The 14,901-nt window shown below is 36.1% G+C and carries 10 protein-coding genes and 1 pseudogene; 3 read left to right on the top strand and 8 right to left on the bottom strand.

The features are described from left to right. Positions 1–372: 372 nt before the first annotated feature. The 4 genes and pseudogenes from ES676_RS04320 to ES676_RS04335 all read right to left on the bottom strand — a co-directional run. Positions 373–699: pseudogene (locus ES676_RS04320) on the bottom strand (ISAon1 family transposase N-terminal region protein); the annotation flags it as partial. A 92-nt stretch (positions 700–791) separates the two neighbouring features. Next, positions 792–2,123 (bottom strand): MBL fold metallo-hydrolase, encoded by a 1,332-nt coding sequence (locus ES676_RS04325; RefSeq protein ID WP_148368816.1) that lies wholly within the window; start codon positions 2,121–2,123, stop codon positions 792–794. 171 nt (positions 2,124–2,294) lie between these two features. After that, entirely contained in the window at positions 2,295–3,335 is a 1,041-nt protein-coding gene (locus ES676_RS04330) for an AI-2E family transporter (RefSeq protein WP_148368817.1), read from the bottom strand. A 176-nt stretch (positions 3,336–3,511) separates the two neighbouring features. Beyond that, on the bottom strand, positions 3,512–4,465 hold the full coding sequence (locus tag ES676_RS04335; protein WP_148368818.1) for an NAD(P)H-quinone oxidoreductase: 954 nt from the start codon (positions 4,463–4,465) through the stop codon (positions 3,512–3,514). Between the two features lie 610 nt (positions 4,466–5,075). Between ES676_RS04335 and ES676_RS04340 the strand changes: the two genes are divergently transcribed. Continuing rightward, positions 5,076–5,735 carry a peroxiredoxin gene (locus ES676_RS04340; protein ID WP_148368819.1) on the top strand — a complete coding sequence of 220 codons (660 nt, stop codon included), beginning with the start codon at positions 5,076–5,078 and terminating at the stop codon, positions 5,733–5,735. A gap of 481 nt (positions 5,736–6,216) precedes the next feature. Here ES676_RS04340 and ES676_RS04345 read toward each other — a convergent pair whose 3' ends face one another. Continuing rightward, positions 6,217–9,174: a DNA polymerase III subunit alpha gene (locus ES676_RS04345; RefSeq protein WP_148368820.1), complete on the bottom strand. Its 2,958-nt coding sequence runs from the start codon at positions 9,172–9,174 to the stop codon at positions 6,217–6,219. Between the two features lie 6 nt (positions 9,175–9,180). Beyond that, positions 9,181–10,395 (bottom strand): DNA polymerase Y family protein, encoded by a 1,215-nt coding sequence (locus tag ES676_RS04350; RefSeq protein ID WP_148368821.1) that lies wholly within the window; start codon positions 10,393–10,395, stop codon positions 9,181–9,183. A 52-nt stretch (positions 10,396–10,447) separates the two neighbouring features. On the opposite strand from ES676_RS04350, the gene ES676_RS04355 reads away from it, so the two are divergent. Both ES676_RS04355 and ES676_RS04360 read left to right on the top strand, forming a co-directional pair. After that, positions 10,448–11,221: an XRE family transcriptional regulator gene (locus tag ES676_RS04355; RefSeq protein ID WP_148368822.1), complete on the top strand. Its 774-nt coding sequence runs from the start codon at positions 10,448–10,450 to the stop codon at positions 11,219–11,221. After that, positions 11,221–12,549 (top strand): exonuclease domain-containing protein, encoded by a 1,329-nt coding sequence (locus ES676_RS04360; protein ID WP_148368823.1) that lies wholly within the window; start codon positions 11,221–11,223, stop codon positions 12,547–12,549. Before ES676_RS04355 ends, ES676_RS04360 begins: the two co-directional genes overlap by 1 nt. 242 nt (positions 12,550–12,791) lie before the next feature. On the opposite strand, the gene ES676_RS04365 is transcribed toward ES676_RS04360, so the two are convergent. Beyond that, positions 12,792–14,150 carry an RCC1 domain-containing protein gene (locus ES676_RS04365; protein ID WP_148368824.1) on the bottom strand — a complete coding sequence of 453 codons (1,359 nt, stop codon included), beginning with the start codon at positions 14,148–14,150 and terminating at the stop codon, positions 12,792–12,794. Between the two features lie 16 nt (positions 14,151–14,166). Next, positions 14,167–14,823, bottom strand: coding sequence for an FAD/NAD(P)-binding protein (locus ES676_RS04370; RefSeq protein WP_148368825.1), 657 nt, complete (start codon positions 14,821–14,823; stop codon positions 14,167–14,169). Positions 14,824–14,901: the final 78 nt, after the last annotated feature.

Consider the following 14,901-nt stretch of genomic DNA (forward strand, 5'->3'; position numbering starts at 1 on the left):
AAGCCTTTGGATTGCGCTAATTCTGATTGGTACTCCTTGGGCAGCACGTTCTTTTCTTCTAGGTAAAAATGAACCTTACCTTCTGATGATTTATGGTCTACAATTTCAAAATAATCCATAACGCCTTCCGGTAACAAATACTGTGCTAATTTTATATCCAAGATCTAATCTGTTTTTGTCAAAGATAAAGTTTCTCCCCAAGTTTACGTTTGATCCAAGTAAGGCCCAATGTTTTCAGGATAAATAAGCCACTGTTTAGCGTGTTTTTTTTGCTTCCAATCTTTAAAATCACTTAAGTAATCTCTGTATTGTCTACTAAGTTTTTTACTTTTAACGTTATAAAAACCGCCTATGGTATGGCAGTCCGAGGCCTTAGTATTGACTAATTTCTTTTAAAAAATGAGCAAGCTCGTTGGTCATACGTGTTCCCTGTGCTACTAAATTCCAATCGCGTTGAACAAGTTCCTTACTGTTATTATCTAGCCACCTACGCCGTTTTACATGGAGGTATACAGTATTACCTCGTAGAGGGAAGTCTTGAATAGTAACTTCTTTGTGAAAACCGTGGGCAATAAGGATTTTGGATTTCTCTTCTTTAGGAACCACATTGCGCTCTTCAAAATAAAGATGCATTACATCACCATTTTTAGTATTTTTTATTAGATCGAAATGATTAATTAAAAATTCAGGAAGAATAAGTTTGAGTAATTCAAGATAATTGTCGACGTTTTTTTTTACAAAAAACGGAGTTTTATTTCAATTCACACACAACTTTTGAGAATGATCCTTTTTTACTCTTGAAATGCCGTTACATCATCGCTTAAATCATAAATAATAACGTTTTCTAGTTTATTCTGAAGGATGCTACTTCCGGCTGCGCTACGGTAGCCCCCAGCGCAATGCACCACTATTGGTTTATCTGTAGGTATAGTGTTGGCTGTATTTCTTAGTGCATTTAAAGGGTGAGAAATGGCGTCATTAAAAATCTGACCTTCTTCAACTTCGCTTGTATTGCGTATATCTACAATAGTATATTTCTGAGGATTATTTTTAAAATCTGTTAGGTCTAGTTTTTTGGTTTCCTCAAGATATTCACTAGATAGAGTAATGATTTGTTTCAGCTGACTTTCGTAGCCTATTTTTGCCACACGTTGTAGTATGTTATCCTTATTTTCTTTAGTGTCAATAACAATAGTAAATGCTTCTTCTGGTTCTATAATGGTGCCTAACCAGGTTTCAAATTTGGCATTTTCAGAAACCGCTTGAATATTATAACTCCCCTTTAAATGTCCTTTTTTATAAATACTTTCATCACGAATATCTACAATTGTGCCTTCAGCACTTGTATTACCTTTAAACGGAATATCCTTAATACTTGACTCTAAATTAGGAGCTCCAACTTTATTCAAGTCCACATCGAATCCAAAGTAAGAGGGGATAAATGGTTGACCAGCGAGTAAGGTATTTATAAATTCCTTTTTCGACTGTTTTTTAAATGCCCAATTTCCTATACGTTCATTACCTAGCGTGCTGCTACTAGCATCGCTAATATTTTTACCACACAGCGAACCTGCTCCGTGTGCTGGATAGATAATGGCATCGTCTGGTAAATTATTAAATTTAGTGGTGATGGTATCGTACATCATTTCAGCCAATTCTTCACGTTTGGCTTTCATATTACCTGCCTTTTCACGCAAATCGGGTCTACCGACATCTCCTATAAATAAAGTGTCTCCAGTAAAAAGAACGGTTTCTTTACGGTGCGAAGCCACAATAGTGATGCTGTCTGGTGAATGGCCTGGTGTATTAATAGCCTTAAGTATAACGTTTCCTAAAGTTATACTATCGCCATCATCAAAGTATTGGTGCGGATAACCGGCACCTAACTTTTCACTATTGTAAATGATCGCGCCTGTTTCTTTGTGAATTTCTAAGTGCGAACTCACAAAATCTGCGTGCGGGTGGGTTTCTATAACCGCCTCTATTATGGCGCTGTTAGCTTTTGCAAAAGCATAATACTGTTGCGGATTTCGTTCGGGATCTATTATTGCCATTTTTCCATTACTAACGATGGCGTAAGAATAATGGGCTAGCGGTTTGTATTCAAATTGTTTGATTTTCATAATTGATACTTTAGTGTAATATTAATTAAAATTATGATATAATATAAGTAAATATAGCAACTTAGGTTACATAGCGTGATTAAATTGATTGTTCCAGAGGTCTTTTTTGATCTTTTTTTAGGTGATGTTACTCTAACTTAAATCGCGCTGTTTCGAGGGGTATCGCAGTACTTAAGACTGTCTGTCTTTAAGGTATAGTTTCTGAACAAGTACAATGACAATAACCGTTAGTGGTGTTGCCAAAATTAATCCCCATCCGCCAGTGAGTACGCCCATTAATAATTGCGCAATTATTATTAGGGCGGGAGGCATATTAAGCAATTTTTTCTGAACGAGTGTGGTAATAAAATTGCTCTCAATAAATTGAATTAAAATATAAAGACCAACCACCAAAGCCGCCATTGTAGGACTTTGCAAGAGCGCCACTAACACCGCTGGTATTAATGCTAGTATGGGGCCAAAATTGGGAATAAAACTTATTAACCCAGCCAATAGCGCCAAAACAAGCCAAAGAGGCATTCCTAGAATAGCTAAACCTATGGCGGTTAGAATAAAGACAACAAACATAGAAAACAACTTTCCTTTAAGCCATTTGCGTAATTGCTCTCCTAACTTATCTAATACGTCCTTTGCTTTTTGTTGTCCTCTTACTGGTATTAGTTGTACTATACCGTTCGTGTACGTTTTCGGCGAAATGGTAAAGAAAATACCAATAAATAATACCACATAAATATCACCAAATACTCCGAATGAAGATTGAAAAAATTGTCCCGCAAACACTTGCGCTTTATCCATAGAACTTTTTGAAGACACTCTATCAACAATAATCTCACCAATAGTACTGTTATTTAATCTCGCCTGTGCATTTTCAATAGTTTCGGGTAATGTTTGCACTAACTGAGCCATTTGGTCTTGTACTTTAGCACCAATTAACCAAAATAATCCTGCACCAATTAACAAAGTACTTAAAACAGAAATCGTTACAGAAACCCATTCTTTCCAATTTGTTTTACGTTGTATTAAAGCACTAAAACCTCTAAAAAATATAGCTATAAGTGACCCTGCTAAAACCAATAAAAAAATGCGGAAAGTAGCTTCGAAAATTAACAAAAGAATGAGCGTGAGAATTAAAGTTTTGGTAACAATAAACACTTTCTTTTGAAAGGAGGGATGATCTTCTGATTTTATTTGAGGGTCATTATTTTGTTTCATAGTCACGTGGTTTTAGTAAGACATAAATTTACATTTTTAAAATCTTTTACCAAAGTATTAAAAGCGCGTATAGATTATTTAATTTTAGCCAAGTGTCTCAATGATAGTTTTTGAAAATAGGCATGTCAATTTAAGATGTTGTGACTTTCTTTAGAATGAAGTTTGTAATTATGCTATTAATCCATCGTAAGTAAAATTTTCCCAATGTGTGTGCTACTTTCCATAAGTTTATGTGCCTCGGCAGCACCTTTTAGTGGAAACGTTTTATAAATTACAGGCTGTATTTTTTTTGAATGGAATAATGGCCAAATATTTTTTTCTACCTCCTTAGCAATTTGTGTTTTTACGGCAGCCGATTGGGGTTTTAGAAAGCTACCGGTTAAAATTAGATTTTTGCTCATAATGGTTCGCAGATTAATAGAGACCTCACTACTTTTCATACCATTAATATTAACTAGACGTCCTTTATTATTGAGAATATCGAGATTCTTCTGTGTATAATCGCCACCAACCATATCTAAAATAACATCTATTTTTTTATCTTTAAAAACGTCTTCAAAGGCTTCTTTCTTGTAATTTATCGCCTTGCCGAGATCCATTTTATTAAGAAACTCAATCTTCTTATCGTTTCCTGCAGTGGTGTATATTTCAGAGCCCAACGCTTTAGCCATTTGTAAACCCATAGTACCAATACCGCTAGTGCCGCCGTGAATTAGCAACTTTTCATTAGGTTGAAGTTTTGCTAATTGAAATACATTAAACCACACAGTAAATACCGTTTCAGGAATGGCAGCAGCATTTGTGAGACTTAAGCCCTCAGGCGTGGTAAGGCAATGAGAGCTTTCTACATTTACATATTCTGCATAACCACCGCTGGCAATAAGTGCGCAGACATTATCGCCAATTTTTTTATCGGTGACGTTATCACCAATTTCTGTAATTTCTCCAGAAACTTCCAAACCCGGTATTAAAGACTCAGTAGTAGTTTTACGAGTTATAACATCGCTACGATTTACGCCCGCAGCTTTCACTTTTATTAAGACTTGATTTTTTCCTGGTTTCGGCTTTGACGTTTCTTTTAGTTGTAATACTTCCGGCCCTCCAGATTTTGTGATATAAATTGCTTTCATTTTTGTCTGTTTTCGGTTAGCACTAATAAACAACATATTTTGTAGCTCTATTATAAAAAAAACATAAGGTTTATGCGCGCCAAAAGGCAGTTTGCTAAATAGGAATACGTTTTATTTATCTAATTTTGATATTTTTTATTGAAATTCTAAATTAGAATATTAACCACATCAAAGTTTTTGAAATTTTGTATTAATTTAAGTATCGTTACTCTTTAACAATTTTAGAATGTAATAACTGAAGCCTCCAAGTTAGTTTAGCCCCTAATAAGTTTGGAGTGCTATTTTAAATTTCAATTAATACCTTTGAGATATGAAATATAAGAAATGGAGTTTAGAAGAAAAGCTCTATAACCTCAATTTCTTCATTTTTTTGGGATCTTTTCAATTATCCAATTCTATAGTTTTTTTTAAATTTGCTAATTGAAGATGTAATGCTATTCTATTGAAAAAGAACACTTAAACTTTCTAATAGACCATATTTTTAAAAAATATTAGAATACAATTGTCCGTTTTTATAATTTTCTACCTTTTACCTTTTCAGTAACATTTGTTACTGTGTTTATAAATAACATTCAGTATCTTTATATAAGATAAAATTAAAATAATTATTATGGAAAATTCAGAATTAAATACTGTTTATTCAATGCCAAGAATAGGCGACGAGGCACCAGACTTTAAAGCCAAAACAACCAAAGGCGATATACAGATGGCGAATTTTGCCAAGGATAAATGGATTTTGATGTTCTCGCATCCCGCAGATTTCACACCCGTTTGTACAACTGAAATGAGTGGTTTTGCTGAACGTAAAGATGAATTTACCGCATTAAATACAGAGCTTTTGGGTTTAAGTATTGATAGTATTCACTCACATCTAGGATGGGTTAATAATGTTCGTGAAAAAACAGGAGTGTATTTTGATTTCCCTATCATAGCCGATATAGATATGAAAGTATCAAAACTATACGGAATGTTACAACCTAATGAAAGTGAGACCGCTGCCGTGCGTGCCGTATTCTTTATCGACCCATCAAAAAAAATCCGTTTAATAATGTACTACCCACTCAATGTAGGTAGAAATATGGATGAAATTTTAAGAGCTTTAGAAGCCTTACAAATTTCAGACGAACACGGGGTAGCAATGCCTTTGGATTGGAAAAAAGGCGACTTAGTAATTGTGCCACCACCAAAAACATTAGACGAGATGAATGCTCGTATCGCTGATAAAAGTTTAGAAAAAGTGGATTTCTATCTTGCAAAAAAATCATTGTAATCAATGACGTTGGTTTTTAGTTAAGGCTAATTAGTAGTAAGGCGGCGAGTAATCGTCGCTTTTTTTAGTTCTGATAGCATAGTTTACGCTAATTCAGCAAATTGCTTATTGATTTTACAAGAAGAAATAAATTCAATCAATGAAAATATAATTTTAACCAACATACTTTTCAGTTCACTATTTGGTGCCATTGCACAAAATAGGACGCTATAAAATCTTAACAATTTCGGCATTAAAAAACAATAGAGCATAATGATGGTTAATTGGTTATAGTAAGATCGTCAAAAGAATTCAACCAATAAGCTGTTAAAACTGTTTTAAATATTGATTTTTTCCAACAATAAAATTTCAAAATAGGTTTTGAAAAGCCTAACAAAGGTCAATCCGTATATCTTTATCATCGTTCTTGCAAATGCAGCCAGAAAGCAGCAGCCAATTTAGAAACAACGTATAATACTATTAAAAGAGGTCTACAATAGAGTTAGCATTCTCTAGGATCGGGGAGAATTCCTAGCTTCTTACTCCAAACAATATTCATACTGTAAAAATCGAATCTATCGGTAATTTTTCCGTAGCACGCGTAAATACCTAGTCCGTTAATAGGGTAGTGGTCTACCACATTTGTAAAGTGAACGGCATCAAAATAATCGCCGTTTTGGTCTATAAAAGTACTTAGTCGCATTAATTTGCCTTGCGCCGTTTTATTGTATCGGGTGGTAACTAAACTTCCGTAAATTAAAATCTCTTTGTTTATAAAATCCTTCATATTCTTAGCTAAAACACCACCGCTTAATTCCTGACTGGCAAGTTTAAAATAATCGCACAACGGAAAGCTTAACAGCTCCATTTCATCGTAAGCATCTTCCACCCAGTTAGAATTTAGTTTAGGGATTGTAAACGCTTTATGCTGAATTTTAAAGAGTTTAGATTGGCTAGATTTCACACCGTCGGCATTTAGTTTAAAGGTGGCGTGCCATAATAATTCGGTTTTAGTGTGCGTGGTAAACCGGAACGCATCAATTCTTATAAGTATGGTTAATTGCTCAATACTAATAGTTACGCGGTCTATAAAATCGTCTAACGATTTGTACTCGCCATTAAGTTGGCGATCGGTTAACAACCGCTGCACGGTGTACGATTCTACATTTTTTAAATATCCAAAGCCCAGATAAATAGAGGTACCAACTAAGCGATTAGGGTGATCGCTGGTATTAATACACGGCAAACAAATGGTTGCACCTTGCTGCTTGGCTTCGTGAAGATAATGCTCTACGCTATAAAATCCGCCACCATTATTTAAAACGGCGGTCATAAATTCTATCGGAAAATAACATTTTAAATATAAACTCTGGTAACTTTCTACGGCATAAGACGCCGAGTGTCCTTTGGCAAAAGCATAGCCGGCAAAACTTTTAATTTGGTTCCAAACCTCGAAAGTAAGCGCGTCTTTATAGCCTTTGGCCCTACAATTAGCGAGAAATTTATCTTCTACGGCAGTAAATTCTGCTCGCGATCTAAACTTACCACTCATTCCACGTCGTAACACATCGGCTTCCCCAAGTGAGAGTCCCGCAAACCGATTGGCAACTTTTAAAACATCTTCTTGATACACCATAACGCCATAGGTCTCTGGCATAATTTCAAGTAAAATGGGGTGCGCGTTTTTCCGCTGTTCTGGGTAACGGTGGCGTTTTATAAATTCCTCTTTCATTCCAGACCCCGAAACGCCTGGTCTTATTATAGAACTAGCGGCCACCAAACCCAAATAATCTTGCGTTTGCAATTTCTGCATTAAACCGCGCATTGCTGGCGACTCCACATAATATGCACCAATAGCACCGCCAGATTTTAAGAGTTTATTTATGTTTTTGTCCTTTTTAAACGCTTCCACATTTGTGATGTCTATGGGGGGAAGATCGGGCCTGTTTTCTTTTATAATCTCTAAAGCTTCTTTAATTTTTGCTAAGCCGCGTTGTCCTAAAATATCAAATTTAAAAACGCCAACGTCTTCAGCGATAATCATATCAAACTGAACGGTTGGGAATCCTTTTGGCGGTAAATCGGTTGCCGAATAACAATGAACGGGAGCATCTAAAATTAAAATCCCTGCCGAATGCACACTCAAATGATTTGGGAAGCCTTCAATTAATTTGCCATAACGCAACACGAGTTTCGATACGTCGTCGAGCTTAGCTTCGGGAATGCCCCCTTTGCTTAATTTATCGATGTCTTCTTTTGGCAGCCCAAACACTTTACCCAATTCTCTAACCACGGCGCGGTATTTAAAGGTGTTGTAAGTCGCTAATAGTGCGGTATGCTCGAAACGTTTAAAAATATAGGCGGTAACATCCTCGCGATCTTTCCACGAGAAATCGATATCGAAATCTGGTGGCGACGCGCGAAACGGATTTATAAACCGCTCGAAATACAGATCTAATTCAATAGGGTCGACATCGGTAATACCAATAATATAGGCCACAATACTATTGGCGCCACTACCACGCCCCACGTGAAAATAACCCTGACTTTTAGCATAGGAAACAATGTCGTGATTGATAAGAAAAAAGGATACGAAATCCAAAGATTTAATGGTATCTAACTCTGTTTTTAAACGGGCAAACACTTTGTCGTCGGGATTTTGATAGCGTTTTTTTAAGCCTTGCTGGCATAAGCTTTCTAAAAGGGTGTAATCTTCTTCAGCCGAATGAGTATATAATTTTAAATTCTGTGACACGCGGTCGGTACCAAAATTAAAATGCACAGTGCAGGTTTCTAGCAGTCGATTGGTGTTTTCTATAATATGTGGGAAATCTTCAAAAGCGGTTTTTAACGCTTCCGCGGAAAGCATTTTGTCTGTAATTTTACATTCTTCGGACGTGCTTAATTTGCTTAAAAGCGTGTTATTATCGATGGCGCGTAATAAACGATGGGCATTAAAATCTTTTTGAGATCGCACGGTTACCGGCTGAAGCACGACGAGCTTATCGGTATAGGTCTTCAGTTTAGAAAAACGTAATTTTCGTAATTCCTCAACAGAAACGCCAATAAATTCAGAATCTAAGAATGTTGTTTTATTCAGTTGGAGCACTTTTTCAAATGGATAAATAACAAAACTGTCTTTAAAAAGAGGAGCAGTTTCGGGAAGCTTTAGTTTCTGCTCAGAATGCTGTGATAAAAAACTATTCAGTTCTTTAAAACCCTCATTATTTTTCGCGATCCCTACAAAGTGCTGCTGTGCACCATGTCTAAAATCGATGCCTATAACGGGCTTAATATTAAAATCTTTAGCTTTTCGTATAAAATTTAAACACGCAGAGGTATTATTAATATCGGTTAATGCCAAGGTATGGATCCCATTTTCTTGGGCTAACTTTAGCAAGTCAACCTCAGAGAACGTTCCAAAACGCAAAGAATAATAAGAGTGGCAATTACAATACATTATAGATTAGTGTTTTCTATGTGCTAATAAAATGGGTGGTTCTCCGCTAAACGGATTTTGAAATCTGCCAATCGTTTTTGCGCCCATCGAGGAGGCTCTCATTACGCTCAACTCGCCATAACGCCCGCGAATATTATCCATAGCATTATACAAGTTTAACATTTCTTCGGTGTCGTCGAACAAATTAATTTGATAATTACCAGTCACGATATCGCTAATTTTCACACCCACTAAACGGATTAATAGTCGGCGTTGGTACAGTTTATCAAACAGCTCTAATACTTTCGGGATAATAGTATGGTCGGCACTAGAATACGGGATTTTTATCTGTTTGCTATACGTATTAAAATCTGAATACCTGATTTTTACGCTTATCGTACCGGCTAGTTTTTCGCCTCTCCGTAGTTGGTAGGCCAAACTTTCTGCCATTGCAAAAATGGTGGTGCGCAGTTGCAACACATCAATAGTATCTTTGGTAAAGGTGCGCTCTGTAGAAATGGATTTTCGTTCGTGAAAAGGAATTATTGGCGGATTATCGATACCGTTAGCACGTTTCCAAATGGTGCGGCCGTTGGCACCCAAAGCGCTAATCATCATTTCAACCGGCATTTGTTGTACAACCGCCACTTTATCAACACCCAAATTACGCAATGTTTGATACGTTTTTTCGCCAACCGATGGTATTTTCCGAATCGATAAAGGCGCTAAAAACGATTTTTCGAAACCAGAATCAATTTTTAACTGATTGTTGGGTTTTGCCTCGCCAGTAGCTACTTTAGAGACTATTTTATTTACTGATAATCCAAAAGATATGGGCAAACCGCTATCTTTCATTATTTGTTGTCGTAATTCCGAAGCATATTTATAGCAACCATAAAACTTATCCATTCCGGTTAAATCGGCATAAAACTCATCGACACTTGCTTTTTCAAAAAGCGGCACTTTTTCTTTTATAATTTCTGTTACCAGATGCGAATATTTAGTATAAATACTAGAATCTCCTTTTATAACCACTGCTTCGGGGCAGAGGCGCCTGGCCACTTTCATCGACATCCCAGAATGCACCCCAAAAACGCGCGTTTCGTAACTGCAGGCCGCTACAACACCACGATCGCCAACGCCACCAACGAGTAATGGTAGCTGTTGCAAACGGCTATCGATAAGGCGTTCGCAAGAGACAAAAAAGGTGTCTAAATCCAGATGTAAAATATTCTTCTGCATAATGCAAAAATAGTTTGTATATCGAACATTGATTGTTTAATTTTGTAACATTATGAATAATTTATCAAAAAACATAAAATACCTCAGAAACTTAAAAAAGTTATCTCAGGAGGCTTTAGCTGAAGAGTTGGGCGTACACAGATCGCGAATTACATCGCACGAAGCCAATAGAACAGAACCCAATGTGGAGATGATTTTAGGCTTGTCCGATTTCTTTAAAGTGCCCGTAGATATTTTGCTACGTCACGATTTAAGTAAGTCGAACGGCACCGCGTTTATCGAGCTAGGAAATCAGCGGGTGTTATTCCCGATTATGGTAGATAGCGATAATGAGAATTTAATTGAAATTGTACCTATAAAAGCATCGGCTGGGTATTTAGCCGGTTACGACGATCCGGAATATATCGAGCAGCTTCAAAAAATAAAATTGCCTTTTTTACCTACCGGCAAGCACCGCGCATTTCCTATAAAAGGGGATTCGATGTTGCCAATGAAAGATGGTTCGTTTGTAATAGGGCGTTTTATTGAGGATCGGAGTGATATAAAAACAGGACGAACCTATGTGCTGGTTACGCTTAACGAAGGGATGGTTTATAAACGTGTTATGAATAATATTGAGTATAACGGATCGCTACTTTTAATGTCGGATAATAAAACGTACAACGACTATAGTATTCCTATTGACGAAGTTTTAGAGTTATGGGAATTTACGTGTAGTATTAATACCCAGGAATATTCGGTTGAAGAATTAAAAATAAGCAGTATTCTCGGTTTATTTAACGAGTTAGGCATAGAATTGAAAGCTTTAGAAAATCATTTAAAATAATGATGTACACTATTATAGATGTTGAAACCACGGGTAGGAGTAATCAGATTACCGAAATTTCTATTTTTAAATACGATGGGCGCCAAATTGTAGACGAGTTTACCACTTTGGTGAATCCGCAGACAGAAATTCCCGATTATATTACTGCTTTAACGGGAATTGATAATGGGATGGTTGCCAATGCGCCTACGTTTAGCGAAGTCGCACAAGCTATTTTAGACATAACGCAAGACACCATTTTTGTGGCGCATAACGTTAATTTCGATTATAATGTGATTAGAAATGAGTTTAAGGCGATTGATACCGACTTCCGAAGAAAAAAACTGTGTACCGTTAGGCTTTCCCGAAAGCTGTTGCCAGGCTACCGGTCTTACAGTTTAGGTAAGCTGTGTAAAGAGTTGAATATTAATATTACCGACAGGCACCGTGCAAAAGGCGATGCTGAAGCTACTGTGGTGTTATTCGAAATCCTTTTACAACAAGACGATGCCGATACTGTTTTTAGCGATTTTATGAAGAAATCTTCAAAGGAAGCCACATTGCCATCACATTTACCAACGGCTGTCTTTAATGCCATCCCAAACGCTGCTGGCGTTTATTATTTTAAAGACAAAAAGGGAAAGATTATTTATATAGGGAAAGCCAAGGATTTAAAAAAACGGGTGCTGAGTCATTTTTATAGTAAAACTAAGAAAGCCTTAGAGATGTGTCGCGAGACTAAAGACATTGATTTCGAATTATCGGGCAGCGAACTCATTGCCCTTTTAATGGAAGATGCCGCCATAAAACACCATTACCCAAAATTTAACCAAGTTGCAAAACGCCAAACAAAGCAGTATGGTATTTTTAGTTTCGAAGACCGCAACGGCATTCTTCATCTGGCTTATAATACCATTAAAGGGGCGCCAAATGCAATACAAGTGTTTCAGAGTATTAGAGAATGTCGCGCGTTTTTAGAATCTATCTGCCTGCACTATAATCTGTGTCCTAAATATTGTCACTTGCAAGAAGGTGTTACGCAGTGTTCGCATTACAGTATAAAAACGTGTAAAGGTGTTTGCAAAGGCGAGGAAACCGCCACCGATTATAACGCTAGGGTAGCAGTGGCAATAGACGCTATTAAAACGACTGCCGAATCTAAAGTGATAAAAGAACAAGGGCGCACGCTAAATGAAGAGGCTTTTGTGCTTATTAAAAACGGAACGTATCTAGGATATGGTTTTATAGATAAAGACGAAACCATACACTCTGAAGACGCCTTAGAGTCGTTTTTAATCCAACAAAAGGATAATTTGGATATTCAGAAAATATTACGCGGGTTTTTGTAGTTGTTTATTGATTGGTGTTTTGGGTGGGATTGTTATAGTTTTTAGCTATTGAATACTTTAATCTCTTTAATAGCGACTCCTTGAATAATTTTGGATACGCCTGGAATTGAAGGTAGTTTAGCCCATTAAAAGTTCGGAGTGCTATTTTAAATTTCAAATAATACTTTTGAGATATGAAATACAAGAAATGGAGTTTAGAAGATAAGCTGTAAATATTTAGTCTCTTTGGAAGAAATAGGAATTTAAGTTTTTACAAATTTAAAATTACGTTTACCATTACCGCTAAATATTTGTAAGATATAAACGCCTGATTGAAAACATTCGATATTTATTTTTGAGAAATTTGTGGAAGTTTTATAAACTACTTTACCCGATATATCAGTTACTACCATTTTTGAAATTTCAATTTTATTAGAGATATAAATGTAATTATTGGCAGGATTCGGATAGATTGTAAATGGCTCTATTGCTACTTCTTCTATCCCTAAAGACATACAACTAATTGACGTAAAAACAGTTTTATTGATAGTCGTTCCGTCACCTAAATGGCCACTAATATTACTTCCAGAAGACCATAGATTGCCATCCATATTTATGGCGAAAGTAGATGAGTCTCCACATGCTATGGTTTGCCAATTAGTAAAAGTGTTTATTTGAGTTGGAGGATATATGTGACTATATGCGCCGCTTCCTAATTGTCCGTAAGAACCACTTCCCCAAGACCATATTGTATTATTCTTTTTTAATGCTACTGCAAAAAAATCACCAGATTTAATTGTTTTCCATTCTGTATCGCTCCCTATTTGCGTAGGGATATATAAGTAATCCTCTCCATTGTTTACTAAAAATGAAGGAGTGTTTAAGCCCCAAGACCATAAAGTTCCGTTTGCTTTTATGGCTAAAGAATGTTCATTATTAACATCAATACTTTGCCAATCATTATCAATTCCAATTTGCATAGGTAAATTTAAACTTGTTGTAGTTCCATTACCAAGTTGGCCGAAATAATTAGCGCCCCAAGTCCACAAGGTGCCGTTTAATTTTAATGCTGTGCTATGAGCGTAACCCGCGCCAATAGATTGCCAATTAGTGTCTGTACCAACTTGAATAGGAATATTACTGTTAGTTGTGTTACCGTTTCCAAGTTGTCCATAATTATTTCTACCCCATGCCCATAATTTACCAGAAGTATTTATAGCAAAGCTATGAAAATCTCCACCAATAATTATAGACCAATTTGTTGAGTCTCCAATTTGTATAGGTACTGTACCATTACTATATGTTCCGTTACCTAGTTGACCATAATAATTACCTCCCCAGCTCCATAAAGTTCCGTTCCTTTTTATGGCTAAACTATGATAGTCGCCCGCAGTCACTTTTAACCAATCGGTATCGGTTCCAACCTGTATAGGACTTGATTCATTATTGGTAGTTCCATTACCTAATTGACCAATAGCGTTTCCTCCCCAGCTCCACAATGTTCCATCAGATTTAATGGCAACCGTATGATACTGTCCTGCTGAAATTAATTGCCAACATTGTGCGTTAAGGAACTGATTCGAAATAAGAAATAGTAAAATTATTAGAGAGATTTTCTTCATTGGAGGCTTTTTTGATTTAAATTTTCAGTTTTAAAATCCTTGTTTTGTTTTTTCTTTTTCCTATTAAAATTACAGTTTGATTGTTAACGTTTCCATTTCCATTAGTCACTTTGTAGTAAACCTTTGATTCTTTATTATCAATTAATTTCTTATAGTCAAAATCTCCATCCTTGTTAATTTTAACCATAAATAAATTGGATTTTTTAGCGTTAGTCTGTCTAAATGCAATTCTATTGGCACTTAATTTTTTGATTTTATCTGAGCAATTAATGAAGAAATAAAAATCTTCACCAACAGGTATAGAGGTGTAAAAGCTATTACTTAAACCTGTTTGTCTTTTATTTATGTTTCTAGCCCATTTTAAATTTCCGTCTTTATCCATTCTAAGACTTATTATATCGTCGAAGTTATAGGAGAGGAAAGACTTAATGTATAAGGTTTTAGTATTAATAGCTTTGCGCTGGTCTAATTCTAAAATCCGCTCTGTAATATTTATCCAGTTTGATGGGTTTTGCTCTAAATCATAGATAGCACCATTGCCAAAATTACCAGTCGTTTCAAAAAGGGCTATCTGAATATCGGTAAGCGCGTTCTCTTTAGCCAATTCAATAATTAACCGTTCTAAAGCATAGCCGCCTCTGGGCCCCATACCAATAATTCCGACGTTCCTCATAGTGTTATATCATTCGTTTTTTTAATGTAACCAACAGTTTTGTGTCTGGGGTGTTTCCAATTGGTTAAGAACGAAAGT

Source organism: Bizionia saleffrena, from assembly GCF_008086175.1.
Classification (GTDB): Bacteria; Bacteroidota; Bacteroidia; order Flavobacteriales; family Flavobacteriaceae; genus Bizionia; species Bizionia saleffrena.

Coding starts and splice junctions, on each gene's coding strand:
- ES676_RS04325 (WP_148368816.1), bottom strand. CDS start 2,123: ATGAAAATCAAACAATTTGAATACAAACCGCTAGCCCATTATTCTTAC.
- ES676_RS04330 (WP_148368817.1), bottom strand. CDS start 3,335: ATGAAACAAAATAATGACCCTCAAATAAAATCAGAAGATCATCCCTCC.
- ES676_RS04335 (WP_148368818.1), bottom strand. CDS start 4,465: ATGAAAGCAATTTATATCACAAAATCTGGAGGGCCGGAAGTATTACAA.
- ES676_RS04340 (WP_148368819.1), top strand. CDS start 5,076: ATGGAAAATTCAGAATTAAATACTGTTTATTCAATGCCAAGAATAGGC.
- ES676_RS04345 (WP_148368820.1), bottom strand. CDS start 9,174: ATGTATTGTAATTGCCACTCTTATTATTCTTTGCGTTTTGGAACGTTC.
- ES676_RS04350 (WP_148368821.1), bottom strand. CDS start 10,395: ATGCAGAAGAATATTTTACATCTGGATTTAGACACCTTTTTTGTCTCT.
- ES676_RS04355 (WP_148368822.1), top strand. CDS start 10,448: ATGAATAATTTATCAAAAAACATAAAATACCTCAGAAACTTAAAAAAG.
- ES676_RS04360 (WP_148368823.1), top strand. CDS start 11,221: ATGATGTACACTATTATAGATGTTGAAACCACGGGTAGGAGTAATCAG.
- ES676_RS04365 (WP_148368824.1), bottom strand. CDS start 14,150: ATGAAGAAAATCTCTCTAATAATTTTACTATTTCTTATTTCGAATCAG.
- ES676_RS04370 (WP_148368825.1), bottom strand. CDS start 14,823: ATGAGGAACGTCGGAATTATTGGTATGGGGCCCAGAGGCGGCTATGCT.